The 25,504-nt window shown below is 64.9% G+C and carries 25 protein-coding genes; 9 read left to right on the top strand and 16 right to left on the bottom strand.

Annotation, left to right across the window (positions count from 1 at the left end; all coding sequences use genetic code 11):
- Positions 1 to 206 precede the first annotated feature (206 nt).
- Positions 207 to 1,325, top strand: a complete 1,119-nt coding sequence (gene ald / locus P2Q66_RS02510) for an alanine dehydrogenase (RefSeq protein ID WP_079598013.1) — start codon at positions 207 to 209, stop codon at positions 1,323 to 1,325.
- Positions 1,326 to 1,330: 5 nt separating this feature from the next.
- On the opposite strand, the gene P2Q66_RS02505 is transcribed toward ald, so the two are convergent.
- The 7 genes from P2Q66_RS02505 to P2Q66_RS02475 form a co-directional block, all read right to left on the bottom strand.
- On the bottom strand, positions 1,331 to 2,392 hold the full coding sequence (locus P2Q66_RS02505; RefSeq protein WP_275725309.1) for a Gfo/Idh/MocA family oxidoreductase: 1,062 nt from the start codon (positions 2,390 to 2,392) through the stop codon (positions 1,331 to 1,333).
- 79 nt (positions 2,393 to 2,471) lie between these two features.
- Positions 2,472 to 3,068: a hypothetical protein gene (locus tag P2Q66_RS02500; RefSeq protein ID WP_275725307.1), complete on the bottom strand. Its 597-nt coding sequence runs from the start codon at positions 3,066 to 3,068 to the stop codon at positions 2,472 to 2,474.
- Positions 3,069 to 3,114: 46 nt separating this feature from the next.
- On the bottom strand, positions 3,115 to 4,818 hold the full coding sequence (locus P2Q66_RS02495; protein WP_275725306.1) for an ABC transporter family substrate-binding protein: 1,704 nt from the start codon (positions 4,816 to 4,818) through the stop codon (positions 3,115 to 3,117).
- Between the two features lie 52 nt (positions 4,819 to 4,870).
- Positions 4,871 to 7,111, bottom strand: coding sequence for an ABC transporter ATP-binding protein (locus P2Q66_RS02490; RefSeq protein ID WP_275725305.1), 2,241 nt, complete (start codon positions 7,109 to 7,111; stop codon positions 4,871 to 4,873).
- The gene (locus tag P2Q66_RS02485) at positions 7,108 to 8,112 is read right to left on the bottom strand and encodes an ABC transporter permease (protein WP_079598018.1); all 1,005 of its coding nucleotides are present in this window, start codon (positions 8,110 to 8,112) and stop codon (positions 7,108 to 7,110) included. Before P2Q66_RS02485 ends, P2Q66_RS02490 begins: the two co-directional genes overlap by 4 nt.
- A 2-nt stretch (positions 8,113 to 8,114) precedes the next feature.
- Positions 8,115 to 9,098 carry an ABC transporter permease gene (locus P2Q66_RS02480; RefSeq protein ID WP_275725324.1) on the bottom strand — a complete coding sequence of 328 codons (984 nt, stop codon included), beginning with the start codon at positions 9,096 to 9,098 and terminating at the stop codon, positions 8,115 to 8,117.
- Positions 9,099 to 9,457: 359 nt separating this feature from the next.
- On the bottom strand, positions 9,458 to 10,066 hold the full coding sequence (locus P2Q66_RS02475; RefSeq protein ID WP_115526115.1) for a TetR/AcrR family transcriptional regulator: 609 nt from the start codon (positions 10,064 to 10,066) through the stop codon (positions 9,458 to 9,460).
- 124 nt (positions 10,067 to 10,190) lie between these two features.
- Here P2Q66_RS02475 and P2Q66_RS02470 point away from each other — a divergent pair, with 124 nt between their 5' ends.
- The 5 genes from P2Q66_RS02470 (at position 10,191) to P2Q66_RS02450 (ending at position 14,061) form a co-directional block, all read left to right on the top strand.
- Complete coding sequence (locus P2Q66_RS02470; RefSeq protein ID WP_079598020.1) at positions 10,191 to 10,748, top strand: NADPH-dependent FMN reductase; 558 nt, start codon at positions 10,191 to 10,193, stop codon at positions 10,746 to 10,748.
- Between the two features lie 467 nt (positions 10,749 to 11,215).
- Positions 11,216 to 11,722: a GerMN domain-containing protein gene (locus P2Q66_RS02465; protein ID WP_275725303.1), complete on the top strand. Its 507-nt coding sequence runs from the start codon at positions 11,216 to 11,218 to the stop codon at positions 11,720 to 11,722.
- Positions 11,723 to 11,802: 80 nt separating this feature from the next.
- Complete coding sequence (locus P2Q66_RS02460) at positions 11,803 to 13,092, top strand: PLP-dependent aminotransferase family protein (RefSeq protein WP_275725301.1); 1,290 nt, start codon at positions 11,803 to 11,805, stop codon at positions 13,090 to 13,092.
- 45 nt (positions 13,093 to 13,137) lie between these two features.
- Complete coding sequence (locus P2Q66_RS02455; RefSeq protein WP_079598023.1) at positions 13,138 to 13,566, top strand: universal stress protein; 429 nt, start codon at positions 13,138 to 13,140, stop codon at positions 13,564 to 13,566.
- Between the two features lie 153 nt (positions 13,567 to 13,719).
- Positions 13,720 to 14,061 carry a hypothetical protein gene (locus P2Q66_RS02450; protein ID WP_079598084.1) on the top strand — a complete coding sequence of 114 codons (342 nt, stop codon included), beginning with the start codon at positions 13,720 to 13,722 and terminating at the stop codon, positions 14,059 to 14,061.
- A gap of 27 nt (positions 14,062 to 14,088) precedes the next feature.
- On the opposite strand, the gene P2Q66_RS02445 is transcribed toward P2Q66_RS02450, so the two are convergent.
- The 5 genes from P2Q66_RS02445 to P2Q66_RS02425 form a co-directional block, all read right to left on the bottom strand.
- Complete coding sequence (locus P2Q66_RS02445) at positions 14,089 to 14,706, bottom strand: phosphatase PAP2 family protein (RefSeq protein WP_275725299.1); 618 nt, start codon at positions 14,704 to 14,706, stop codon at positions 14,089 to 14,091.
- A 4-nt stretch (positions 14,707 to 14,710) separates the two neighbouring features.
- On the bottom strand, positions 14,711 to 16,198 hold the full coding sequence (locus tag P2Q66_RS02440; protein WP_275725298.1) for a 2-oxo acid dehydrogenase subunit E2: 1,488 nt from the start codon (positions 16,196 to 16,198) through the stop codon (positions 14,711 to 14,713).
- 7 nt (positions 16,199 to 16,205) lie between these two features.
- Positions 16,206 to 17,186 carry an alpha-ketoacid dehydrogenase subunit beta gene (locus P2Q66_RS02435; protein ID WP_275725296.1) on the bottom strand — a complete coding sequence of 327 codons (981 nt, stop codon included), beginning with the start codon at positions 17,184 to 17,186 and terminating at the stop codon, positions 16,206 to 16,208.
- On the bottom strand, positions 17,186 to 18,430 hold the full coding sequence (gene pdhA / locus P2Q66_RS02430; protein ID WP_079598026.1) for a pyruvate dehydrogenase (acetyl-transferring) E1 component subunit alpha: 1,245 nt from the start codon (positions 18,428 to 18,430) through the stop codon (positions 17,186 to 17,188). The genes P2Q66_RS02435 and pdhA overlap by 1 nt, the downstream gene beginning before the upstream one ends.
- Before the next feature lie 149 nt (positions 18,431 to 18,579).
- Complete coding sequence (locus P2Q66_RS02425; RefSeq protein WP_275725294.1) at positions 18,580 to 19,698, bottom strand: histidinol-phosphate transaminase; 1,119 nt, start codon at positions 19,696 to 19,698, stop codon at positions 18,580 to 18,582.
- A 120-nt stretch (positions 19,699 to 19,818) separates the two neighbouring features.
- Between P2Q66_RS02425 and P2Q66_RS02420 the strand changes: the two genes are divergently transcribed.
- Positions 19,819 to 20,244, top strand: coding sequence for a phage holin family protein (locus P2Q66_RS02420; protein ID WP_275725292.1), 426 nt, complete (start codon positions 19,819 to 19,821; stop codon positions 20,242 to 20,244).
- Between the two features lie 23 nt (positions 20,245 to 20,267).
- Here the strand turns inward: P2Q66_RS02420 and P2Q66_RS02415 are convergent, their stop codons facing one another.
- Both P2Q66_RS02415 and P2Q66_RS02410 read right to left on the bottom strand, forming a co-directional pair.
- The gene (locus P2Q66_RS02415; protein WP_275725290.1) at positions 20,268 to 21,620 is read right to left on the bottom strand and encodes a hypothetical protein; all 1,353 of its coding nucleotides are present in this window, start codon (positions 21,618 to 21,620) and stop codon (positions 20,268 to 20,270) included.
- Between the two features lie 17 nt (positions 21,621 to 21,637).
- Positions 21,638 to 21,937 (bottom strand): hypothetical protein, encoded by a 300-nt coding sequence (locus tag P2Q66_RS02410; protein WP_275725288.1) that lies wholly within the window; start codon positions 21,935 to 21,937, stop codon positions 21,638 to 21,640.
- A gap of 173 nt (positions 21,938 to 22,110) precedes the next feature.
- Here P2Q66_RS02410 and purB point away from each other — a divergent pair, with 173 nt between their 5' ends.
- Complete coding sequence (gene purB, locus P2Q66_RS02405; RefSeq protein ID WP_115526110.1) at positions 22,111 to 23,553, top strand: adenylosuccinate lyase; 1,443 nt, start codon at positions 22,111 to 22,113, stop codon at positions 23,551 to 23,553.
- Positions 23,554 to 23,680: 127 nt separating this feature from the next.
- Complete coding sequence (locus P2Q66_RS02400) at positions 23,681 to 24,358, top strand: histidine phosphatase family protein (protein ID WP_079598032.1); 678 nt, start codon at positions 23,681 to 23,683, stop codon at positions 24,356 to 24,358.
- A gap of 10 nt (positions 24,359 to 24,368) precedes the next feature.
- On the opposite strand, the gene P2Q66_RS02395 is transcribed toward P2Q66_RS02400, so the two are convergent.
- Complete coding sequence (locus P2Q66_RS02395; RefSeq protein WP_275725286.1) at positions 24,369 to 25,277, bottom strand: serine/threonine-protein kinase; 909 nt, start codon at positions 25,275 to 25,277, stop codon at positions 24,369 to 24,371.
- Positions 25,274 to 25,504 (bottom strand): hypothetical protein, encoded by a 231-nt coding sequence (locus tag P2Q66_RS02390; protein WP_275725284.1) that lies wholly within the window; start codon positions 25,502 to 25,504, stop codon positions 25,274 to 25,276. Before P2Q66_RS02390 ends, P2Q66_RS02395 begins: the two co-directional genes overlap by 4 nt.

Here is a 25,504-nt window from a genome sequence, read left to right as displayed (position 1 = left end):
CCGAGCCGAACGGACAGGAGGCGACACCTGACGCTCCGGGACTCGACAAGTGTCGATCCCACCCCAGCAAAAACCGCGGAATCACGCGGTTCCCCTCAGGGTCCCGCACTGCAGCCATGTCGGCTGGCTCACAACCGGATTTATCGTGGAAATACAGAATCCTTCCGCACTTTCCGGCTGATCCGGCCGAGAACCTGGAGCCCACGATGATCATCGGCGTCCCCAAAGAAATCAAGAACAACGAATTCCGGGTGGCCATCACCGCCGCCGGTGTTCACGAGTTCCGCACCCACGGCCACACCGTCCTCGTGGAGCGCGGCGCGGGCCTCGGTTCAGGCATCACCGACGAGGAATACTCGATCGCCGGCGCCGAGATCGTGAACGAGGCGGACGACGTCTGGGCCCGCGCGGACATGGTGATGAAGGTCAAGGAGCCCATCAAGGCCGAGTACCACCGGTTCCGCAAGGGCCTGATCCTCTTCACCTACCTCCACCTCGCGGCCGAGCCCGAACTGACCCGGGAGCTCATTAACTCCGGCGTCACCGCCATCGCGTACGAAACCGTCCAGGAAGGCCGGAGCCTGCCGCTCCTCGCCCCGATGTCCGAGGTGGCCGGCCGCCTCTCCGTCCAGGTGGGCGCCTCCTCGCTGATGGCCCCCGCCGGCGGCAAGGGCATCCTGCTGGGCGGCGTCCCCGGCGTCCGCCCCGCCAAGGTAGTGGTCCTCGGTGCAGGCGTTGCCGGCACCAACGCAGCAGCCATGGCCCTGGGCCTCGGCGCCGACGTCACCATCATGGACATCAACATCCACCGGCTGCGCGAACTGGACGCCCAGTACCAGGGCCGGCTCAAGACCGTGGCCTCGAACAAGTACGAGATCGAAAAGTCCGTGGTGGACGCCGACCTGGTGATCGGCTCCGTCCTGATCCCCGGCGCCAAGGCGCCCAAGCTGGTCACCAACGACCTCGTGGCCCGCATGAAGCCCGGCTCGGTCCTGGTGGACATCGCCGTGGACCAGGGCGGCTGCTTCGAGGACACCCACCCCACCACGCACCAGGAACCCACCTACAAGGTCCACAACACCATCTTCTACTGCGTGGCCAACATGCCCGGCGCCGTGCCCAACACCTCCACCTACGCGCTGACCAACGTCACCCTGCGGTACGCCGTTGCCCTGGCAAACCTGGGCGTCAAGGCCGCCTTCGACCGGGATCCCGCCCTGGCCGCAGGTCTCAACATCGCCGCCGGCCACGTGGCGCACCACTCCGTGTCCGAGGCCCACAACCTGCCGCTCGTAGCGGACTGGCACGAACTGGTCTCTGCGTAGCAGTCCTACGCCAGTTCGCGTGCTTGTTCAATGATTCTTAAGGACTCAATGGCATCCTGAGGGTCTACGGGGAGGGGCAGGCTGGACGCAGCGCCGCCGTCGAGGATTTTGTTTGCGAGGAGCCGGTAGAACTCGGGATAGGCGCCGCGCTCGGTGGGCAGGGCGTCCAGGTGGCCATCACGGCCCAGGAGCCCTGCCCATTCCGGCGCTTCCACACCGTACTCCTCGTCCAGCGGGCTGCCGCCGGCCACGATGTAGGGTTCCTGGGGGTCCACACCGTGCTTGGTATAGCCTCCAACGGAACCGAGGACGCGGAACCGCGGGGCCTGCTGCGCGCACAGCATGTTCATCGTGAGGTGGCTCAGCACCCCGGTCTCGTGCCGCAGCACCAGGAACACGTCGTCCTCAGCGCGTTCGTCCGACCTCCGCGCCCGCAACTCCGCATGGACCACTGATGCCGGGCCGAAAAGCTGGAGGGCCTGGTCGATCAGGTGGCTGCCCAGGTCGTACAGCGCACCGCCCCCCTCGGTCGCCGTGGCGCGTGCCTTCCAGGCTTTCGCGATAATCGGGGACCAGCGCTCAAAACGCGACTCGAACCTCGTCACGGTACCCACAGCCTCTACCGCCAGCAGCTTGCGCAGGGTCAGGTAATCGCCGTCCCACCTGCGGTTCTGGAATACCGTCAGCACCCTGCCAAGTTCCCCGGCGAGCTCAACCAGTTCCCGGCCCTCGGCGCTGGTGACCGTGAACGGCTTGTCCACCACCACGTCCAGCCCCGCCTCCAGGGCAGCTTTGGCCAACGGGTAATGGGTGGCCGGCGGTGTTGCCAGCACTACGAGGTCCAGGTCATCGGCGCGCTTCAGCACGGCCGGACCGTCCGGCACCGTCTTCACCCGCGGAAAGCGGGCCGTGGCAGCCGCCTGCCTGCCGCCGTCGGACGTGGCGATAATGTCCAGGGAGTAACTGCCGTCCGACGCGATCAGCGGCGCATGGAAGACGCTCCCTGCCAGGCCGTATCCGACGACGGCGGTACGGATGGTTCGCGGTGCAGCTTCAGTCCCGGTCATGGGACTACGCTACTCCGCAGCTCCCCTCAGTGCCCCTGCAGATACTGCTGGCTTCTAGTGATCCCCCTGCAGGAGTCCTTCAGAGCAGGAGATCCACATTGTTCGCCCCAACGAAACAGGCAAATGCGGCACCTCCCACCACCAAGCCGGCAAAGCCTTCTCCCCAACTGTGCTCACGCAGGGTTGTTCGGCTCACCAGCATTATCGGGACAAGCACCAGAAGATAAGCACAAAGGGGTCCGAATACAGCAATTCCCCAAAGGACAGCAAAAGTAAGCACCGAGACATGGGCTGAGGCGTTCAGTTTGAATCTGGCGACCGCCAACGCCGAATTGCCGGCGACCAGGCCAACGACAGTGGCAGAAACAGGTTCCGGTACTTGCAACAAGACGCAGGCGGCAGCACCCATCAGCGTCTGGACGACTACCACCTTGGTTCGCCACTCAAGCTGCAGACCTAACGCGCCAGCGAAAAGGGGAAACTTTTTGTACGTCACACCAGGGAGGCCGACAATTGCTGCCGCAAGAATCATCGAGCCAAGCACACCGAGCCGCGCCTCGAGCCCTCCCAAGAGGACCACTGCCAACAGCACGAAGGCTGGGGCGAACATTCTCGAATAGGTGGCCATCAACAAAATCATCACCGGAAGCATATCCGGGCATGCGAAGGCCGGCACCCCTGGTTCCAGGGATGCCGGCCTTCATATCACTGCGTGGGGAAGCCTACTTCTTTACCCAGCCCAGCGTGGTCCAGTCCGGAACCAGGGACAGGCTCTGGAACAAGGACGGGCCGTAGTTGGCCAGGCCGGTGCGGACGAAGGAGATCTGCGGGCCGTTGAAGATTACGGCCATGGAAAAGTACTTCTCCATATGCTTACGCTCGACTTCCATTGCTGCCTTGTTGCGTTCGGCGTCATCCTCAATAGAGGCCAACTTTGCAATTTCTGCATCAAGGTCGGCATCACCTAAACCGTTTACGTTAGTCTTCGAGTCATAGAACTGCTTGACCGCTTCGGTCGCGTCCGCGCTTACTGTGTAGCCCGAGAGACTTAAGTCGAACTCACGCGAACCCATGATCTTTCCAAAATCAGCGGAACCGTGCTGAGCAATTCCCACATCCATACCTGCTTTCTTAAGCTGGTCAGCAAGAGTGGTTGCAGTCGCCGTTGTGGTGGGGTCATCGCCGAAGTTAGCTACTTTGAAGGAAACGGGCACTCCGTCTTTTTCCATGATGCCGGCCGAGTTAGCAGTGTAACCAGCCTCCGTAAGGACCTTCTTGGCAGCGTCCGGTCCGGTTTCCTTAACGGGGTAGTTGTCCTGGTAGTACTCGGAGAACGGCAGCAGCATCATGGAGCCGGAGCTGGGTTCCTCCCAGTTCAGGCCGTTGAAGCGCACATTGCGAAGGGCCTCGCGGTCCACTGCCGCGAAGATCGCCTTGCGGACTGCTGTATCTGTGATTCTTTGGGCATTGATGTTGATGCCGCCTGCGAAGAGGCGCTGGCCGCGGCGCACCTCGGAATTGTTACTGCCCTCCAACTGCTTGTAAAGACTGATGGTGTTAGCTTCCATTCCATCTATCTCTCCATTCTTGAAGGCTGGCACCTGCGCGCTCAACTCAAGTTGACGGAACACCACGCTATCGAGAACTGGCTTGTTGCCCCACCACTTGTCGTTCGGCACCAGCGTTATAGTCTTAGCGGCCGCATCGTACTGGTCGACCTTGAAGGGTCCAGCCATCCATTCGGGATGGAGCTCGCCGTTGAAGCCCTCGTTGAAGATCTCCGGGGTGTTGACAGCGGGATGGATAAGCCCGGTGAACAATGAATCCAAGGGGTAGACGGGCTGGCTGGTCTTGACGATTACTTCTTTATCGTCAGAGCCGGCTTCCACCGACTCAACGAAACCGTAATTGCCCGAACTTACAATGTCGTAGCCTGCATCGGGGCTTTTCAAGATGTTCCAAGTGTTTCGGAACGCCTTAACGTCAATTGGGGTGCCGTCGTTATAGGTGGCCTTTTCGTTGACCTTGATAGTAATGGTCTGCTTGCCATCCTCAACTTTGCTGTCTACTGACTCGCAAAAGTCCTTGTTAGGACTGACTTCACCTTCGAAGTTGAAGCTCCAGCATCCCCAAGTTCCCGCTCCATCAATGGGCCGGTGCAAGGCCGTGTTATCTGCGTTATTGCCGGTATTTGAAAACCCGTTGAAAACAGGACCAATGCTCCGTAGCGGAAGGGTGACCTTTCCGCCCTGCTCAAGATCGGCTGCCGGCTTCTCGTTGATGCTGATGAGCTTGGACAGGTCGCTGCCTGCCTCCTGGCCTTTGGCCGTCTCGGGCCCGGTGGCACCGCCACCACCGCCACAGGCCGTCAGCGCCAGAGTTGCAGCAATGGCCGCAGCTCCGCCGATCCTGGTCAGATTCCTCATGGTTTTCCCTTCGTTGTTGCTAGTGGTGGTGCTTGTGATGGGTCGGATAATCCTAGGGCGCATGGTGGTCCGCCGGTTCGTGGACCACCAGCATGTCTTCGTCCAGTTCCCCGTCCGGGAAAAAGCAGGCAAAGCGCTGGTCCGGAGAGGGTACAGGAGCCGCTTCCAGGGCCTGCGTGGCCGCCGATGGTGCGACGGGTTCCAGCGGCGGCTCCAATGTGAGGCACTTTTCCTGCTTCGCCGGCGGAAGTGCAGCGAAGACGGGACACCGCGTGGCGAAGTTGCAGCCTTTCGGCGCATCCAGGGGCGAGGGCAGGTCGCCCTGGAGGATGATGCGTTCGCGGGTGCGCTCCAGCTGGGGATCGGGTACCGGGATGGCGGAGAGGAGGGCCCGGGTGTAGGGGTGGCGCGGGTTGTCGAAAACCCGGTCCACCTCGCCGATTTCCACGATCTTGCCCAGGTACATGACGGCTACCCGGTTGGAGATGTGCCGGACCACCGAAAGATCATGGGCCACCAGGAGGTAGCTCAGGCCCAGCTCGGCGCGGAGCTTGTCCAGGAGGTTGATGACGCCTGCCTGGACGGAAACGTCGAGGGCTGAGACGGGCTCGTCCAGGACCACCAGCTTGGGGTTGACGGCAAGCGCCCGGGCTATCCCGATCCGTTGCCGCTGTCCGCCGGAGAACTGGTTGGGGAAGCGGTTGACGTGGTCCGGCTGCAGTCCCACGAGCTTCATCAGTTCCATGATGCGCTTCCTGATGGCCGGCCTGTCCATGCCCACGTTCTGGAGCGGCTCGGCGAGCACCTCGTAGACCGTGAACCGGGGGTCCAGCGCCCCGGTGGGGTCCTGGAACACCATTTGCAGTTCCCGCCGCATGGCGCTCTTGGTTTTGGCATCGACGGCCTGCTTGTTGCTGATCCCGCCGATCACCACCTCGCCGTCCTGGTCCTTGTGGAACTCCATGATTTCCAGGAGGGTGGTGGTCTTTCCCGAGCCGGACTCCCCCACGATGGAAAAGCATTCACCCTCGCGGATATCAAAGCTCAGGCCGTCCACGGCCTTGACGGTGCCGATGCGGCGCTTGAACAAAGCACCCCTGGTCAGCGGGAAGTGCTTGCGGACATCCTTGAGCTGCAGCACGGTTGAGCGTTCGGTCCGGGGGATGGAGTCGAAGCGCGACACCGGAACCGGCGGGGCGGCAAACACGTCCTGCACGTCTACGTCTGCGCCCCCGAGCGATTCCGCCTTGATGCACGCGGCCCGGTGCTGGGCCCCTCCCGCCACCGGGGCCAAAGCCGGTTCCCCGGCCAGGCAGGCGTCCGCGACCAGCGGGCAACGCGGAGCGAAGGAGCAGCCGGTGGGCTGGTGGAGCAGGTTGGGCGGCATACCCTCAATGGGCACCAGGGACGTCTTTTCCGCCACATCCACCCTGGGAACCGCGCCCAGCAGCCCCATCGTGTACGGCATCCGCGGGTTGTAGTAGATCTCGTCAACCTCGCCGGTCTCCACCGGCTTGCCGGCGTACATCACCATGATCTCGTCGGCCATGCCAGCCACGACGCCCAGATCGTGCGTGATCATGACGACGGCGGCGCCCGTTTCCTCCTGCGCCGTGTGGAGAACCTCCAGGACCTGCGCCTGGATGGTGACGTCCAGGGCCGTCGTCGGCTCGTCCGCAATGAGGACCCGCGGATTGTTGGCAATGGCAATGGCAATCATCACGCGCTGGCGCATGCCGCCGGAGAATTCGTGCGGGAAGGCTCGCAGCCTGTCCTTGGGGCTGGGGATCCCCACCATGGCCAGGAGTTCGACGGCGCGGGCTTCTTTGGCCTGCCTGCTCATGGTGGGGTTGTGGATGGTGAGCGCTTCGGTGATCTGGGTGCCCACGGTGTAGACGGGCGTCAGGGACGAGAGGGGGTCCTGGAAGACCATGGCCAGCTCGTTGCCGCGGTATTCGCACATGGCCTTGTCACTGAGGCCCAGCAGTTCGCGGCCCTTAAGCCTCACGGAGCCGGAAATCTCGGCCGTGGCGGGCAGCAGCCCCATGATGGCCAGGGACGTCACGGATTTTCCCGAGCCGGACTCCCCCACAATGCCCAGCGTCTTGCCGGGCAGGAGGTCAAAGTCAACACCGCGGACGGCATGCACCACGCCGTTTTCGGTGTTGAAGCGGACGTTGAGGTCCCGGACGGACAGCACGGCATCCGTTGCCGCGTGGAGCCCCGCGATGTGCAGCCGCTCAACCGGTGACCCGGTGGACTCTGCCGGCCCGGCAGTGGTTTCGCTGCTCATGACGCCTTCTTCTTCATGGTTGCCGTCTCTGCACTGATTCTCCGGGCTTTGGTTTTCCTGGCTTTGCCCGAGGAACTGGAACTGGGGTCGAAGGCATCCCGCAGGCCGTCGTTCATCATCGCCAGGGAACCGGTGAGGAGGAACATCACCGTCAGGGGTACCCAGAACATCCAGGGGAACGTCTGGACCTGGGAGGTCGCACCGCCGATCAGCACGCCGAGGCTGACGTCCGGAACCTTGATGCCGATGCCGATGAAGGAAAAGGCGACTTCCGCAAGGATGGCTCCGGTGACACCGCGGGTGATGTCCAGAACCAGCAGGGAGCCGATGTTGGGGACCAGGTGCCGCCACACGATCCGCCGCGGCGGGACGCCCATGTACTGGGCTGCCTTGACGAAGTCCCGCTGCATGAGCGACATGGACAGCGAACGGATCAGCCTGGCCGTTCCCATCCAGCTGAAGACCAGCAGGACGATGATCAGCAGCAGCCAGGAGGGCAGGTCCCGTTTCAGGCCTTCCCCTCCCCCGCTGGTGGCAACCGCCACCACCAGCAGAGCGGGCATCATGATGAGCGCTTCAAGGACAAAAAGCATCACCTTGTCCACCTTGCCGCCAAAGTACGCCATGGTGCACCCGTACACGGCGGCGATGAGGACCGACACCAGGCCCACGATCAGGCCGATCAGGATGGAGATCCGGGTTCCTTCCACAGTCATCGCATAGAGGTCGATGCCAGCCTGGGAGGTGCCCAGGTAATGCTCTGCGGACGGCGGCATCCCAATGTTGAAGGGATCGATGGTTTCCTTATCCCACTGCGTGAAGTAGCCGCCCACAAAAGAGAAGAGCGTCAGGGCAAGGAAGATGGCGAGGCCCGCCACGGCGGTTTTGTTGCGCATGAAGCGGCGGAAGATGATCGTGTTTTTGCCGATCACCACATCGGCGTTTTCCAGGTGCGCGTCCTGGGCAGCGGCAGCGGGGTCGACGGCATTGAGGTTGGTCATGGCTACTGCACCCGCACTCTGGGGTCAACGAGGGTTGTGGCAAAATCAGCCAGGATGGCCCCCAGGGCGAAAATGACGGAACCGTAGGCCAGCGTGGCGGTGGCCGCGTTGACGTCCTGGAGCGAGATGGCATCGATGCTCCACGAGCCGACGCCGGGCCAGGCGAAGATTTTCTCCGCGAAGAAGCCGCCGGCAAAGATGGCCGGGATGGTGAAGGCGATGCTTTGGGCAACGGGAATGAACGAGACGCGGAGCGCATGCCGGGTGATGGCCTGGTTGCGGGTGAGGCCCTTGGCGCGCGCGGTGCGGACAAAGTCGGCGTTAACGTTGTCCAAAAGGTACTGGCGCTGCGCTATCTGGTAGGAACCCCAGCCGACCAGCGTGATCGCTATGGTCGGAACCGCGTAGTGCGCCAGCATGTCCACAAACTGCGCCCACCCCGGTTCCATGCCGGGAGTGGAAATGCCGGTGACGAAGAAGATCCGCTGGCCTACTGTTTCGTTGATGTTGATGGCGCCCAGCTGTACAAGGAAGTATGCGATGGGGGCGGGCACAATGTAGGCGAGGTAGCTGTAGGACGTGATCACCCGGTCCTGGAACTTGTACTGCCGGGCGGCCGAATAAACGCCCAGGGCCACACCGATGATCAGGGTCAGGATGATGGACGCGAGGAACAGCCGCGTGGAGATCCATACCCGGTCACCGAATTCGGCGTTGATGAACGCCCCATTGGGGCTCCTGCCCCAGTCCCACCTTGTCACGATGGCGGTCAACCACTCAACGTACCGCTCCCAGGGGCTGAGCTCCGGGTCCAGGCCCTTCAGGCGCATGGAACTGGCCACCTGCTCCGGCGTCGGACGCGGAATGCGCTCCTGTTCCAGCAATGCCGGCTTGAGTGTACTGACGGCAAGGAAATATCCGGCCGACGTGGTCAGGAAGATCATGACCATATAGGTGATGCCGCGCCTGGCGAGGTACTTGAACATGGTGGGCGCTACTTCTGATTCGCCGCCGCGCGCTGACTGAAGTGGCACGCTTGCTTCCGCCGGCGTGCCGGAGTGCGGGACAGTTCAACAATCACGCGCAGGATCCTTCCGTCTTCCCGGGATTGGCGGGGGTTGTGCCGCCTTACCGGGTGTTGTGCCAGCGGGTAGCTGGCTGTCCCGCAGCCTTGGCAGGGCCGTCCTGATGGACTATGTCGCGGGTCACATTTCTTGAGGAAACTATCACAAGCCTTGAGCCAAAACGTGGGTAACCGCAGGAAAGCTACCCGCGCGTATCAGATTGTTATGAATAATTCTGTGAAGTCGGTATGACTGGACGCCGCGGCTCCGTCCGGCGTAATCTACGCGTCTTTGACCACCCTTGTGACAAGGTCGGCCCAAGAGGCGGCCAGCCTTTCCGGTGCCACGCCGCGGTCCCGTACCAGGTGGAGGAGCCGCTCCGGATCCAGCGTTGCGCTCAGGGACCCTGCCATGAGCCAGGGGTCCGAGTCGAAACCCGCCTCGCGCAGGAGCACCTCGATGTGCCGGTGCCACAGCGCCGCGGCCGGCACGTCAAACCGGCCCCGCGAGGCGTTCTCAGCGGCAAGCACCAGGTCGCCGAACTCCACCACGTAGGCGATCCGTTCAGAACCGAACGCGATCAGCCGCTCACGTCCGGGCGCGCCGGGACCCAGCGGAGGAGGGCCAAACAGGAACCGGGCCTGGAACGCGGATTCGGAATCGTCGAGCAGCGTCAGCATGAGCCCGGCCCTGCTGCCGAAGCGGCGGAACACTGTGCCCTTGCCCACCCCGGCACGTTCCGCGAGGCGGTCCATGGTCAGGGCTTCGGCCCCGCATTCCGATATCAGTTCACGGGCAGCCACCAGCAGGCGTTCCCGGTTCCGGACGGCATCACTGCGCTCGGCGGGCGTTGCCGGCGTCATTCCCGGCCGCAGTGGGATGGAGCTCACAGCCACATTCTAGCCCCTGGGAATAATAAGCGGACCGTGGTCCGTTTAGTCTGGTGAAGGCATGACAAGCCTCAGCTTCAACCGGCACGCGGCCCCTCCCGCTGCCCCTACCCCAGGAGTATTCATGACTAAGAGCACCGTCCTCACCCTCGTCGGCAGCCTGCGCGCCGGGTCAACGAACCAGAAGCTGGCCGAGGCCATCCAGCTGAACGCCCCCGAGCAGGTGGAGGTTGTCATCCACGACAGCCTGGGCAACATCCCCTTCTACAACGAGGACATCGACGTCGAAGGCCAGGTTCCTGCCGCCGCCGCCGCCCTGCGTGCGGCTGCCAGCGAAGCCGACACCGTCCTCCTGGTGACCCCCGAGCACAACGGCACCGTTCCCGCAGCCCTGAAGAACGCCATCGACTGGCTGTCCCGCCCCTTCGGCGCCGGAGCCCTCGCCGGCAAGCCCACGGCCGTCGTCGGCACTGCCTTTGGCCAGTTCGGTGGCGTGTGGGCGCAGGATGAGGCGCGCAAGGCCGCCGGCATCGCCGGTGCCCAGGTCCTCGAGGACGTCAAGCTCGCCGTTCCCGGGTCCATGGTCCGGTTCGCCGAAATCCACCCCAAGGATGACGCCGAGGTTGTGGAGCAGATCAAGGGCGTGTTCGATGCCCTTGCCGCCGCCGCTCCCGCAGCCTAGGCACACCCGCCGGCGCCCGGTACGCAGCTACGCGTACCGGGCGTTGCTGCATCCGGGTACTGCCGTGACCAACTCTTGTCCCAACCGGTACCTCACGGACACACTCCGCCGGAAAGGCCAGCCGTAACGTTAATCCACGGAACGTACCGGAACGGGATCGCGGTGCAGTCATGGCAGCAAAGTGGAGCGCCGGGAGGCGACGGACGGGCTTGCGCCTAACGGCAAAAGCCTGCCTGGCACTGCCGCTGCTGCTCTGCGCCTGCATTGGCGCACCGCCTGCAGGTCCAGACGCGGGGGCTTTCCCTCCATCCGCCCCCGGCAGCAGCGCCCCGGCTGCGGCACCCCCGGCGGCTCCGGCGCCACAGCCCCAGGACCAGCCGCCGGCAGGACCGGAACCGGAAACGCTGCCTCCTGCCGAGGGCGTACCGCCGGCAGGCCCTTCCATAACGCCGGAAGCCGCGGAGGGCTTGCCCGTTCCCGAGGCCGGACGGGCGCCCGCAACGCAGGCCCCCGCACCACCGGCGCCGGCCCCGGCCACCATTCCTGCCCTGCCGCACACCGTGACGGCCTACTACGTGCTCCTGGACGACGGCGGCAGCAACGGCGTGCGGTTCGGCTGCAATGACAGCCTGGTGGGCATGGACAGCGTAGCCCCCGATTCCGATCCGCTTCCGGCCGCCATAGGTGCGCTTCTGCAGGGAACAGGTGGAGCGGGAATGCCTGGCCCCGGGGCGGGACAGGGCCGGGAGATGTACAACGCCTTGGCGGACTCCGGGCTGAAGTTCCTCTCCGGCTCTTTCGATGGAACGACGGTCACCGTGTACCTGGCCGGCGCGTTGAGCCTTGGCGGGGTGTGCGACATCCCGCGGGTTGAGGCGCAGCTGACGCAGACAGCGGTTGCGGCCGTGGGCGCAATCCGGGCTGAAATCTACGTCAACGGGCAGCCGCTGAAAGAAGCACTGAGGCAGGACTAGCCACCCGCCCCGCAACCTGTCGTACGCGGGTTGACAACAAGTGTTGCTTTTGGAGCAACATCCGGCTGTATCCTGTGGGTGTGAGCCACGAAACACTTGATGCAGCAGGGACGCTGCCAGCGGAAGCCATAGATGCGATTGAACGGGCTGCAACGTCAGCGCACCGGCATGAGGACCTGTTCTCGGAGCGTGCCGCGAACATCCGACAGTCGGCGGTGCGGGACGTTTTCGATATTTCCATGCGGCCCGGCCTGGTCTCCCTTGCGGGCGGCAGTCCGTACCTGCAGTCGCTTCCGCTGGACCGGCTTGCGGCCACCGCCGCCAAAATCATTGCCGAGGACGGCCTCACGGCGCTGCAGTATGGCGCCGGACAGGGGACCGAAGAACTGCGCACCCAGATCTGCGAGGTGATGGCCGCTGAAGGTATCCTCGACGCCCTGCCGCAGAACGTGGTGATCACCGCCGGTTCACAGTCGGCCCAGGATGTTGCCACCAAATTGTTCTGCAATCCCGGCGACGTGGTGCTCGTGGAAGACCCTACCTACGTGGGTGCCCTCAACACGTTCGAGGCATACCAGGTGCAGGTGGAAACGGTGGACATGGATGAATCCGGCCTGGTCCCCGATCTCCTGGAGGCGCGGATCGCGGCGCTTCAACTGGCCGGCAAGAACATCAAGTTCCTTTACACCATCCCGAACTTCAACAACCCGTCAGGGATCACCCTCGCCAAAGAGCGCCGGCAGCAGGTGGTGGATATATGCCGCACTGCGAATATTCTGATCCTCGAAGACAACCCCTACGGTCTGCTGCGCTACTCCGGCGAGCACTTGGCCCCGCTCCGGGCCGACAATCCCGGGGACGTCATCTACATGGGTTCGTTCTCGAAGATCTTCGCGCCCGGCCTGCGCATCGGGTGGGCGCTGGTGCCGGAACACCTGCAGCGGCGCTACTACCTCGCGGCCGAGTCTGTGACGCTGTGCCCGCCCGCCCTGAACCAGATGCTGGTCTCCGCCTACCTTCGTGAGTACGACTGGAGGGGCCAGATCGAGACCTACCGCGGCCTGTACGCCGAGCGGTGCGCGGCGATGCTGGCTGCGTTGCAGGAACACATGCCCGCAGGGGCCACGTGGACCAGCCCGGAGGGCGGCTTTTTTGTCTGGGTGACGCTGCCGGAAGGCGTGGACACCTACCCGCTGCTGCACAAGGCCATCGACGCCGGCGTGGTATTTATCCCCGGCGCCGCCTTCACGCCGTCGGACGAACCGTCCAACAAACTGCGACTCGCCTTCAGCGCCGTGCCTCCCGAAGCCATCGCCGAGGGTGTCCGCCGCCTGGCGCCTGTGCTTCAGGAAGCCATAGCTGCGCTGTAGCGTTGGCCTGACCAGTGCCGCATAAACGAAGCAAAGGAGCATCACATGAGCGGAATCATCGTTGTAGGGGTTGACGGCAGCGGAACCGCGAAGAAGGCAGCCGAGTCCGCACGCGACCTCGCCGCTGCCTTGGACGCATCACTCCACGTTGTGTCGGCCTTCGACAGCGACCGCACCGAGATCTTCGGCAGCGGCAGCGACCAGTGGATCGTCTCAGACGCCGACGCGGCCGAACACGTGGCCCGTACCGTGGCGGAGTCCCTCGGTGGCGGCGTCAAGGTCACGTATTCCGCAGCCCGCGGCCGGCCGGCGGATGCCCTCATCAAGGAAGCGGTCCGGATGGAAGCCCGCATCATCGTGGTGGGCAACCGCAGGATGCAGGGCATAGGCCGCGTCCTGGGCAGCGTGGCCAACAGCGTGGCGCACAACGCGCCCTGCGACGTCTACATCGCGAACACGTACGACGCCGACTAGCAGTAACCCCGGACACTCCCCCGGGTGGCGAAAGTCGCTGCGGGGGGTGTCTGGTTTCACGCCCGATAACCGGGTTCAGCCGTTAGCGCAAGGATAAAATTGGATAGGCCCCCAATGGTGCGGCACCCAGCAACCACTATCGAGGGGCATATCTTGATCACTCTCCAGCGCCGGCAGCTCGTAGGCCACGACATCCTCCTGGCCCGCCACGGCAACCACATCTGCTCCATGCGGGTTGACCGCAGCAATGGCACCGTCGTGGCACTGCTGGATGACGGCAGTGTGGACTCCGCGCCGAACCTCATCACGCCCGGGCTGCAGCTTCCCGAAACCGTGGGAAGCGTGCTGCGCGAAGACTGGAAGCTCTTCACGGCGTGGGCCGGCATGGCCGCTGCTATGGGCGTCCTCATGACGGCCGCGGCCGTGGTCCTGGGAACTACCGCAGATCCGGCCACCATCGAGATGTTTTCGGCGTACCCGTATTCCTCGTTCTAGCGCCTGCCCGGCCGGGCCTTGAACTGCCTAGGCCACCATCAGGCCCTGCAGGATCCACCAGATCCCTGCCATCACCACTCCGCCGAAGAGTGACCCCGTCACCACCTGTGCCACCGAATGCGCCCGCAGTACCACACGGGACCAGCCAACCGCCGGGATCAGGAGAAGCAACGGACTCCAGGCCGCCCCGAGCATCAGCACGGCGATGACGGTCGAGCAGGAGATGGCGGCAGCGTGCCCGCTGATCTTCCAGAACGGGCTCACTCCGGCCAGCACCACGACTCCGCCAACCACCGCAAGGACCATGGCAACAACGCTCCGGGGCGCGCCGACAGCCTCCAGGACCACCAGCCCTGCAAGGATCGATGCCAGGGCCATCAGCAGGACAGGAGCCCGCTGCTTCCGGTCACTGACATGATGGTCGGTAACCTTCCCCAGCCGGACCAGGACCAGCAGCAGAAGCAGCGGAAGCACGCAGACAAACAGGGCCGCCAACGCGCCGTACGCCATGGTGGCCGGAAAACCGCCCTCGGTCAGCGGACTGACCAGCAGCTGGATGCTCACCACCACGGGAGGCTGAAACGTCTCCGTCAGCCACCGGGCGGTCCTGTTCTTCGCCCGGATGGTGCCGGCGCTGATGCCCACGCCGTCAGTCAAGGAGGAGCGCAGGCTCTTCCAGGATGGCGGCGACGTCCGCCATGAAGCGGGCGGAGAGGTCACCGTCCACAACGCGGTGGTCGAACGAGCCGCCAAGCGTGGTGATCCAGCGCGGAATCACTTCACCGTCAAGGACCCACGGTTTCTGCTTGATGGTGCCAAAGGCAACGATGGCCACCTCGCCCGGGTTGATGATGGGCGTTCCCGTGTCGATGCCCAGGGCGCCGATGTTCGTGATGGTCAGCGTGCCGCCCTGCATCTCGGCGGGCTGGGTTTTTCCGGCCCTGGCGGTGGTGGCCAGGTTATTCAGCGCCAGCGCCAGCTCCTTCAGGGACAGGTCCTGTGCGTTCTTGATGTTTGGCACCATCAGGCCCCGCGGCGTGGCAGCCGCGATGCCCAGGTTCATGTAGTGCTTGACGTGGATTTCCGCGGCGTCAGCCCCGTCCGCGTTGTCCACCCAGGTGGCGTTGACACTCGGGTTGCGCGCCGCAGCCCAGATGACGGCCTTGGCCAGGATGAGCAGCGGGGAGACCCTGATGCCCTCGAAATCCCGGGATGCCTTGAGCCGCTTGACGAACTCCATGGTGCGGCTGGCGTCCACGTCCACGAAGATGCTGACGTGCGGCGCGGAGAACGCGGATTCCACCATCGCCTTGGCCGTGGCCTTGCGGACGCCCTTGACCGGAATCCGTTCGATCCGCTGGTCCTGTGGCTTGCCCGCTTTGCCCCAGAAGCCGTCCGCCTTGTCCAGTTCCGCGTCGCGCTGGGCCTGGTAGCTGACCAGGTCCTCGCGGGTCACCTCGCCCCGTGAACCGGTGGCCACCACGTCCGCAAGGTCGATGCCGAGGTCCCGGGCAATCTTGCGTACGGGAGGCTTGGCCAGGACCCGGTTGACCAGGCCCGTGATGGTGCCGCCCAGGGTGGGGCGGTTGTCCATGTCGCCTGCGGCCGGGCCGGCCGAAACCTCGGGTGCTGCCGTCACGGCGGCCGGCGTGTGTGGCTGGATGGGCTCCACTTCCGGGGCGTTGAGTGTCACGGCAGCGGAGGGCTGGGCTTTCCGCGGGCGGCGCTTGACGGCGTCGGCCTTCGGTCCGGAACCCACCAGCGGACCGCCGGCCAGGGCACTTTCCTGCGCACCGCCGTCGGCCCTTGCTCCATCATCGGCGGGCAGCGTGCCGTAGAGGGGCTGGACGGGCGTTTCCGGGGCGCGCACGTCTGCCGGCGTGGGGTCGCCTGCCACGTCATCGCTGACGCTGATGATGGCTGTGCCGACGTCGATGGTCACCCCTTCGGGGACCAGCAGTTCGGTGACTGTCCCGGCAAACGGGGAGGGCAGTTCCACGATGGACTTTGCGGTTTCGATTTCGCACAGGACATCGTTGATGGCGACGGCGTCACCGGGCCTGACCTTCCAGGAGACAATTTCCGCCTCGGTGAGGCCCTCGCCGACGTCCGGAAGGTTGAACTTGTTGAGAGTCATGGTGTCCTCAGTAGGAGAGGGCGCGGTCCAGCGCCTCGAGGATGCGGTCGATGTCCGGAAGGTAGTCTTCCTCCACCTTGGCAACGGGATAGGGCATGTGGAAGCCGCCCACGCGGATCACGGGGGCCTCGAGTGAGTGGAAGGCACGTTCGCTGATCCGTGCGGCAATTTCGCCGCCGATCCCGCCGAACGTCGGGGCCTCGTGGGCGACGATCAGCCGGCCGGTCTTCTGTACGGAGGCCGTCACGGTATCGAAGTCCAGGGGCGAGATGGAACGAAGGTCGATGACTTCGACGCTGCGGCCGTCCTCCTCCGCGGCATTGGCGGCCGCGAGGGCAACGGGAACCAGGGGGCCATAGGCCACGATGGTGGCGTCGGTACCTTCCCGGAGGACGTGGGCCTTGAACGGATCCGCTGAAGGCCCCGGGTTCTCCACATCCACGTCGCCCTTAAGCCAGTAGCGCCGCTTCGGCTCAAAAATGATCACGGGGTCCAGGCATTCCACGGCCTGCTGGATCATCCAGTAGGCGTCGTGCGCGTTGGACGGGCTGATGATGCGCAGGCCCGCGGTGTGGGCGAACAGCGCCTCGGGGGATTCGGAGTGATGCTCCACGGAACCGATGCCGCCGCCGTAGGGGATCCGGATAACCACGGGAACCGTGAGGTTGCCGTTGCTGCGGGCGTGCATCTTGGCGAGCTGGGTGGTGATCTGGTTGAAACCCGGGAAGACGAAGCCGTCGAACTGGATCTCGCACACGGGGCTGTATCCCCGCAGCGCCAAGCCAATGGCAGTGCCGATGATGCCGGATTCCGCCAAGGGGGTGTCCACCACGCGGTCGGGGCCGAATTCACCGATGAGCCCGTCTGTTACGCGGTAGACGCCGCCCAGCGGGCCGATGTCTTCGCCCATCAGGAGTGATTTCGGGTTGCTGGCCAGGGTGGCGCGGAGGCCTTCGTTGATGGCCTTGGCAATGGTCATGGTGGTCATCAGTGGCCTGCCTTTGCTGCTGCCTGTCCGGCCGGTACCGCCGGGGGTTCCTCACCGGCAAACCCTGCGGAGTATTCCTCGAACCATGCCAGCTCTTCGGCCACCAGCGGGTGCGCCTCTGCGTAGGTGTTGGCGAAGGCGGAGCGGATGTTCGGGGTCTCAAGGTCATGGGTAGTGCGCCGGACGTAGGAGGCGAGTTCGTCGCCGTCGGCCTTGACCTGGGCGAAGAAGGCGTCGTCCGCGAGGCCTTGGGCGCGCAGGTATTTCTCCAGCCGCAGCAGGGGATCCTTAGCCCGCCAGGCGTCCTCTTCGGAGGACGGGCGGTATTTGGTGGGGTCATCGGCGGTGGTGTGGGCGCCGACGCGGTAGGTGAAGGCCTCGATCAGGACCGGGCCCTTGCCTTGGCGTGCGTGCTCCAGGGCCCACTCGGTGACGGCGTGGACGGCGATGACGTCGTTGCCGTCCACCCGGATGCCGGGGAAGCCGTAGCCCTTGGCACGGTTGGACAGCGGAACGCGGGTCTGCACGTTGGTGGGTACCGAGATGGCCCAGTGGTTGTTCTGGCAGAAGAACACCACGGGAGCGTTGTACGAGGAGGCGAAGACCATGGATTCGTGGACGTCACCCTCGGAACTGGCGCCATCCCCGAAGTAGGCGATGACCGCGGCGTCCGGCACCTCCGCCTTGGAGCCGGCGGCTGCGGCAAGCTTCTGGTCCCGCTGGATTCCCATGGCGTAGCCCACGGCATGGAGGGTCTGGGCGGCCAGGACCAGTGTGTAGAGGTGGAAGTTGGTGTCCTTGGGGTTCCAGCCGCCATTGGAGACGCCCCGGAACTGGCGGAGGAGCTCAGCCAGGTCCACGTTCCTCGTCAGCGCCACCCCGTGTTCACGGTAGGTGGGAAAGATGTAGTCCTGCGGCTGGCTGGCCCTGCCCGAACCGATCTGGGCAGCTTCCTGCCCGGTCAGGGGCACCCACAGCGCCAGCTGGCCCTGGCGCTGCAGGGCGGTGGCCTCCACGTCGAACCGGCGGATGGCAGCCATATCGCCGTAAAGCCCGCGCAGGGCATCGGGCGTGAGCTTGTCGGCGTACTCGCTGTACACCGGATCGGAACCCAGCTTTCCGTCGGGACCCAGCAGCTGCACCATCTGCGCCGGGGGCTCGCCCATAACGGCTTCCGCATCAGCTTCCCGCTGGTCGTCAACCGCTGTTCCGTCGAACTCGGTGGAAGGCAGATGTGTGCCCATACCGTCTCCTTGCTTGCCGCATCCGGATGCAATGCAATGTCGCTGGGATATATGCCTCAGAAGGAATACATTCCCGGTGCGGCATATACATTGGCTTACTGATCCTAACTTTATCTTCAGTAGGTAGCCGCAGGACTACTTGTTAAGCGCTAGGAACCCCGCGGGGCCTTTGTATAGTCGGCACATAACCGAAGGAAGCGCGTGTTGGCCTCTTGCTCACCGACGCTAACCCTGACCCCCTCGCCGGGAAAAGCGCGCACCGAGAGCCCTTGGGCTCCCGCCAGCTCTGCAAATTGGCTGCTGTCAGCCCCCAGATCCAGCCAGACGAAGTTTCCCTGCGCATCCGGAACAGCCCAGCCAAGGTCCCGCAGACCGGCAGTAACGCGGGCCCGCTCGTCCACCAGCGTTTGTACCCTTTCTACAACCTGAGGGAAATTCTGGAGGGAAACAATGGCGGCCTTTTCGGCAATCTGCGACACCGCGAACGGCGTCGCAGCCACCCGCAGGTGCTGGGTCAGCGCTGGATTGGAGACGCTGTAGCCGACGCGCAGGCCAGCCAGGCCGTGCGCTTTGGAGAAGGTCCGGAGTACCACCACGTTGGGGTATTTCCGGTAAAGGGCGATCCCGTCCACCGCACCGGGTGCCCGGACGAACTCCTGGTACGCCTCATCAATGACCACCACGACGTTGGAAGGCACCGAGCGGATGAAGGCTTCGGTCTCGGCGGCGGTAAGGGCCGGTCCGGTGGGATTGTTGGGCGTGCACAGGAGTATCACCCTGGTGCGGGCCGTAACGGCTGCCGCCATGGCGTCCAGGTTGTGCCGGCCGTCGGAGGTCACGGGAATCCGGACACTCTCCGCCCCGGCCAGGCCCACGCTGATGGGATAAGCCTCAAAGGAGCGCCAGGCATAGATGACTTCATCGGCCTTGCCGTCGTCGTTCTGGCCAGCGAACGCGGCGAGAATCTGGTTGAGGGCACCCAGGCTGCCCGCTCCGGTGACGATGTCCTCCGCCGGGACATTGAGGAAATCCGCGAGCGCCGCCCGAAGCTTGGTGCTGACCGGGTCCGGATAGCGGTTGAAATCGGTCTGCTGCGCGATCGCCTCGATAACTGCGGGGAGCGGCGGGAGCGGGTTCTCGTTGGAGGACAACTTGTAACTGGCCAGTCCGTCGACGGCGGCGGGCGGCTTTCCGGCCGCGTAGCGGGGCAGCCGGCCTACCACCGGACGCGGCGGGATTCCACCGGCCAGGGTCTCTGATGAGGTCATGCGCACTAGCCTACTTCTCGTGCGATAACGGTTCCGGGTGGTGCATTGGCTTCTTCCGGCGTGGGAAGAAGGCCCTACCGTACCCAGCCCCCGTCCAGCACGCTGTGCGAGCATGGGGCCATGGGTTCCTTCATTCTTCGGGTCATCATCAACGCCGCTGCCATCTGGGCAGCGAGCTGGGCCCTGCCCGGCCTGGAAATCTCCAGCCAGGCGGCCTCCGAGGCTGTGGCCAGGACCGGTGTTACGGAAGGCACGGACACCATCGGCCTGGTCCTGGCCTACCTCTTTATCGGTGCCATCTTTGGCGTGGTGAACGCGTTTGTCCGGCCCCTGGTGCGGTTCCTCGCGCTCCCCATCACCATCCTCACCCTGGGACTCTTCACCATCGTCATCAATGCCGCGATGCTGTACCTGACGTCCTGGATCAGCAGTTACACACCGGTGGAATTCACCATCGATTCCTTCTTCTGGACCGCCGTACTGGCGGCCATCATCATTTCCCTGGTATCGCTGGTGGCAGGTGTGCTGCCCGGGCGGAAGCGTTAGCCTGCCGGATTCCACCCGCCGGGCTACCGGCCGCCATGTCCCCGCCCGTGGGCGCGGGGGTCCTGCGGGGTGAGCGTGGGCATGGGGCCCTTAGCCCTCGAGAGGGAGAAACGGGTGGCCGTGGCGGTCCCGCCCGCTCCAAGGACGCCTGTCAGCACTGCGGTGGACTGTAGCAGGGACGGGTCGCTGCTGTCCGCGACCAGCCGCGCGGCATCCTGGTACCCCTCGAAGCTGTGGCCAGGGCCCAGCCCCTTATCCTCCTGAGCGGAAACGGGGGAGGCCATGGATACGGTGACCCGGTTGCGGGTTTCGGGGTTCGCCAGACCATCGCTTCCGGGCACCCAGTCGGCCTCGTGTTCAAGGTGCAGTGAACTTACTCCCGCTCCCGGCCTGGTCCCGGCCACCGGCGAGCCGGCTGTCAGCACATACTTGACGTCGTACTGTTCCAGGACGCGGGGATCGGAAGCCAGGTTCATGGCATGGATCCCGCCCTGGCTGTAGCCCACCGCCACCACGGCGGCACCACGTTCTGCCCCGGCGGTTTCCAGAGCAGCAAGGACGGCCCGGTTGATCTCCTCCGAGCCGTACAGCATCGCCTCCGCGATGCCGGCTTCGTCGAAGGGGTTGTCACCGCCCGCGTACATTCCTGCCGCCTGGGTGCCGGGAAGGACCACCACGTACGTTGCAGCACCGCCGTTATGGACCTCAAGGACCTCAATGTGTCCAGGACCGCGGGCATCGACGTTCCGGATGCGCTCCAGGAGGCCGGCCGGTGATGCATCCAGTTCCACCTGGACGGACTCTTCCTGCCGCGCGGCGAGCGGCCTGGGGATGAAGTTCGCGACCAGGAACATCAGGGCGTCCCGGACGAAAGGTTCCTGATCGATCCTTGCCCGGACATCCGGAGCCGCCAGCCCCAGCATGGTGATGATGGATTCTGCGGTCCGCCGGTCCGGAACTCCTGCTGCGGCCATGGTGGCCCACGAGGTGCTGAACTCCTCCACACTCGTGATTCCGAGGAACCTCCCGGCGTTGGCACGCCACTCCGCGTCCTCATAGTCCCGGAGGCAAGCACGTATCTGGCTGCTGATGCGCTGTAGCTCTGCCCTGGCAGCCTGGACGCGCCACTGGCCGTTCCGCACGGCGGCCAGGTGGGCGGACGTGGACCATGCCGGCTGCCGGTCAACCCAGCAAAGGTGGTCCAGGATCCGCCCGGTCTCCTGCTCAACGGCAACGAGGTCACTGGCCAGGGTATCCAGCTTCTCCGCGCCTGCCGTCAGCTCTTCGAGCTGGACGCTGATGCCCGTGGGGCCGCCCCTGATGCTCAGATGTCCCTCCCTGGAGGGGCCGAACAGGCGAATGCGGTCAGTGTCCATGGGTTGTCCGCCTTGCGTCAGTGCTGGCTATTGGCGAGTGCAGCCGCGACGCTCTCCTGGGCATGCCGTGCAACGGCGGCCTTGGCTTCCGCCAGGCATTCCGAAGCCTGGCGCAGGGCAGCCTCCTGGCGGGCGACGGTGTTCCGGTAGGCCTGCCCCGCCGGTGACTGCCAGTCGAGCAGCTGGATAGCCCTCAGGCCAGCGATGACTTCCTCAACCCTTGCCATGCAGGACCCGAGCCGTCCCGCCAGTGGCATGAGGTCGGCGGCGACATGGTCTGCCGCTCCGGGCATGCCGTCCCCCAATACATTCCACATCCGCACTCCCCCACCCTGGGCAGCCCACGGGTTGCTGCCCTCGCATTGCTTTACTGATGCGACAACGCTAAGGAAGACCCGGCAGCAACCCCAGCACCGCCGTCGGCTATGTGGACAAGTAACGTGCAAAGGCACGCTTAAGGAGCCGCCGGAGTTCGTGAAAGAATCAGCACATGCCTGAAACTGCCGCCACAGCTGATACACGTACGCCCTCAGGACGCCTGGCCCTTGCCGCGTCACCGGAAAAAATCGCGCTCGGTCCCCTGGACGGCCGGTACCAGTCCGCCGTCGCGCCGCTGGTTGATTACCTGTCCGAAGCCGCACTGAACCGTGACCGTGTGGCTGTGGAAGTGGAATGGCTCATCCACCTGACCAGCAACAACGTCCTCCCGGGCGCCGGCAAGCTCACCCCGGAACAGGAGGAGCAGCTGCGCGCCATCGTCACCGAATTCGACGCCGCGTCCGTCGCTGAATTGGCCGAAATCGAAGCCGTCACGGTTCACGACGTCAAAGCCGTGGAGTACTACATCGGACGCCGCCTCCCCGGCATCGGCATTGAAAACCTGACGGCCATGGTCCACTTCGGCTGCACATCCGAGGACATCAACAACCTCTCCTACGCCCTGGGAGTCAAAGGCGCTGTGGAGGACGTGTGGCTGCCCGCCGCCCGCGCGCTCGTGGCCCAGATCAGCAGGATGGCCGAGGACAACCGCGCCGTTCCCATGCTGTCCCGGACCCACGGGCAGCCGGCCACGCCCACCACCCTGGGCAAGGAACTGGCGGTCATCGCACACCGCCTCACACGCCAGCTGGAGCGGATCGCCCGGACGGAGTACCTCGGCAAGATCAACGGTGCCACCGGCACCTACGCCGCCCACGTTGCTTCGGTTCCCGGCGCAGACTGGCAGCACGTCGCCAAGTCCTTCGTGGAAGGGCTGGGGCTGACCTGGAACCCCCTCACCACGCAGATTGAAAGCCACGACTGGCAGGCAGAACTGTACGCCGACGTCGCGCGTTTCAACCGCATCCTGCACAACGTCTGCACGGACATCTGGAGCTACATCTCCATCGGCTATTTCGCCCAGATCCCCGTGGCCGGAGCCACCGGTTCCTCCACCATGCCGCACAAGGTCAACCCGATCCGCTTCGAGAATGCCGAGGCCAACCTCGAAATCTCCAACGGCCTGCTGGACACCCTGGCCGCCACCCTGGTGACCTCCCGCTGGCAGCGCGACCTCACGGACTCCTCCAGCCAGCGCAACATCGGCGTGGCCTTTGGCCACTCACTGCTCGCCATCTCCAACGTCGCCAAAGGCCTGGAACGCCTGGACGTAGCTGAGGACGTGCTGGCCGGGGATCTCGACACCAACTGGGAAGTCCTGGGCGAGGCCATCCAGATGGTCATGCGCGCGGAGGCGATTGCCGGCGTCGAAGGCATGGAAAACCCGTACGAGCGGCTCAAGGACCTCACCCGGGGCCAGCGCGTGGACGCCGCCCGCATGCAGGAATTCGTGCAGAGCCTTGGCCTTTCGGCCGACGCTGAGGCCCGCCTGCTCGCTCTGACGCCCGGGAAGTACACGGGCATCGCCGACCAGCTGGTGGACCACCTCAAGTAGGCCGGCCGGCAAACATCAAAGGAAGTACGACGGCGGCGCCGGGCTCTGGCGGGCCCGGCGCCTTCGCGTTGCCAGGCCCTGCAGCGCCGGTCCACGGTCCTGTTGCCGGGGTGCGAAACTGGAGAGCATGAAGCTGCTGCTCATCCGTCATGGACAAACCCCCGGCAACGTCCTTGGCCAGCTGGATACCGCCCATCCGGGGCCCGGGCTCACCGAACTTGGCGAACGGCAGGCCGAGGCCATGGCCAGGTCGCTGGCCAACGAGCCGATCGGCGCGCTGTATGCCTCCACTCTGATCCGCACACAAATCACCGCGGCGCCGCTGGGCAAGCTGCACAGCCTGGACGTGACCGTGCTGGATGGCCTTCATGAGATCGAGGCCGGCGCCTTGGAAAAACTGACAGACCACGAATCCCACAAGCGGTACATGGGGACGGTGTTCGCCTGGGCGGCCGGGGATCTTGATGTCCGCATGCCGGCGGGGCCGGACGGCCACGCGTTCTTCGACCGCTTCGACGCTGCCATCACCCGGGTGGTGGACCAGGCGGCTCAAGGAAAGCATGAAACTGCAGCGGTAGTCAGCCATGGTGCCGCGATCCGCACCTGGGCCGGGCGCCGGGCGGAGGACGCTGACCACGAGTTCGCCGCACGCCACGTACTGGCGAACACCGGAATCGTCGCCCTGGAAGGCGACCCCGACGCGGGCTGGAAACTGCTCCACTGGGACGGCAGCCCTGTCGGCGGGCTGGCCCTCGCAGATCCCACGGCAGAAGATCCTACCGGTGGGAACGTAGCGGGCCCTTAGCCGTCACGGCTCAGTGCCGCGGGACAAGCCGTGCGGCAAACGCCGCAGCCTCTTCCGCCGTCGGACGTTCCCGGCTGTCCATGGCCGTCAGGGACCGCAGGAACGGCCTCCAGCGGGGCGCCACGACATCAGGAACATCAGGGCTGCGAAGCGTCCTGGCCACCAGGGATTCGATGGCAGTCCCGGGAAATGCCTTGGTCCCGGTCAGCAGTTCCAGGAGGACCAGCCCCAGGGAGTAGACATCCCACGACGGCCGGGCGGCCCCTCCTGCTGCCTGTTCCGGGCTCATGTAGTGCACTGTTCCGGAGGAGATGCCCGGCTCGGGTGCTGAGCCGGCTGCCGCTGCGATTCCGAAGTCGATGATCCGGACAGGACTTCTCCGCAGGCCGCTCAGCATCAGGTTGGCAGGCTTGATGTCGCGGTGGACCAGGCCCTTGGAGTGAAGGTGGGCGAGCGCACTGAACAGCCCGTGGGCCCAGACTGCCACGTCGCCGGGGTTGTGGCTGTTGATCCGGACTGCCTCGGACATGCTGGATCCCAGCGCCAGCTCCTGCACCAGGAACGGCCGCCCGCCGTGCGGTCCGTAGTCCGGCAGGGAACCGTGGGCAATGAACCTGATGATGGAGGGATGATCCAGCGCCGCCAGGATGCCGGCTTCGTTGCGGATCCGCTCGTGCTGCTTGGCTGAGTGCACCGAAGCCATCTTGACGGCCACATCCGGTCCGCCTGCGAGGTCCACGGCCCGGAAGACTTCTGCTGCGGAACCGCGCCCAAGGCGTTCCTTGAGGTAAAAGCGCCCCGCGACGACGACGCTTCCGTCAGGGTTCTCGGCGCGGCGAGGCCTGTGCGCACGTCCCCGTTCCGGGTGTCCCTGTTCGCTGGGTGCTTGTTTTGCGGGAGCCAGGGCGGGCGCGGTCATGGGTGCCGTGGCGGGGCGCAGGCTTCGGCCAGGACGGCCGCTTCATCGGCTGAGTCAGCGGGCAGCCAGGCATCGAGCTGGAATCCGCAGCGGCAACGCCATACCGGCGGCAGTTCGATGAGGACGGCATTGTCCGGCGGAAAGCTGTAACCAGCGCCCACTGGCCCGATGGCAGGAGTGGCAAGTTCCATGGGCGTCCCGCAATGGACTTCGGTAAAAGTGGTCAA

This window comes from Arthrobacter sp. Cr_A7, from assembly GCF_029222765.1.
Classification (GTDB): domain Bacteria; phylum Actinomycetota; class Actinomycetes; order Actinomycetales; family Micrococcaceae; genus Arthrobacter.
The sequence above is the reverse complement of the archived record's forward strand: the minus strand, read 5'-3'. Positions and strand labels throughout refer to the sequence as shown.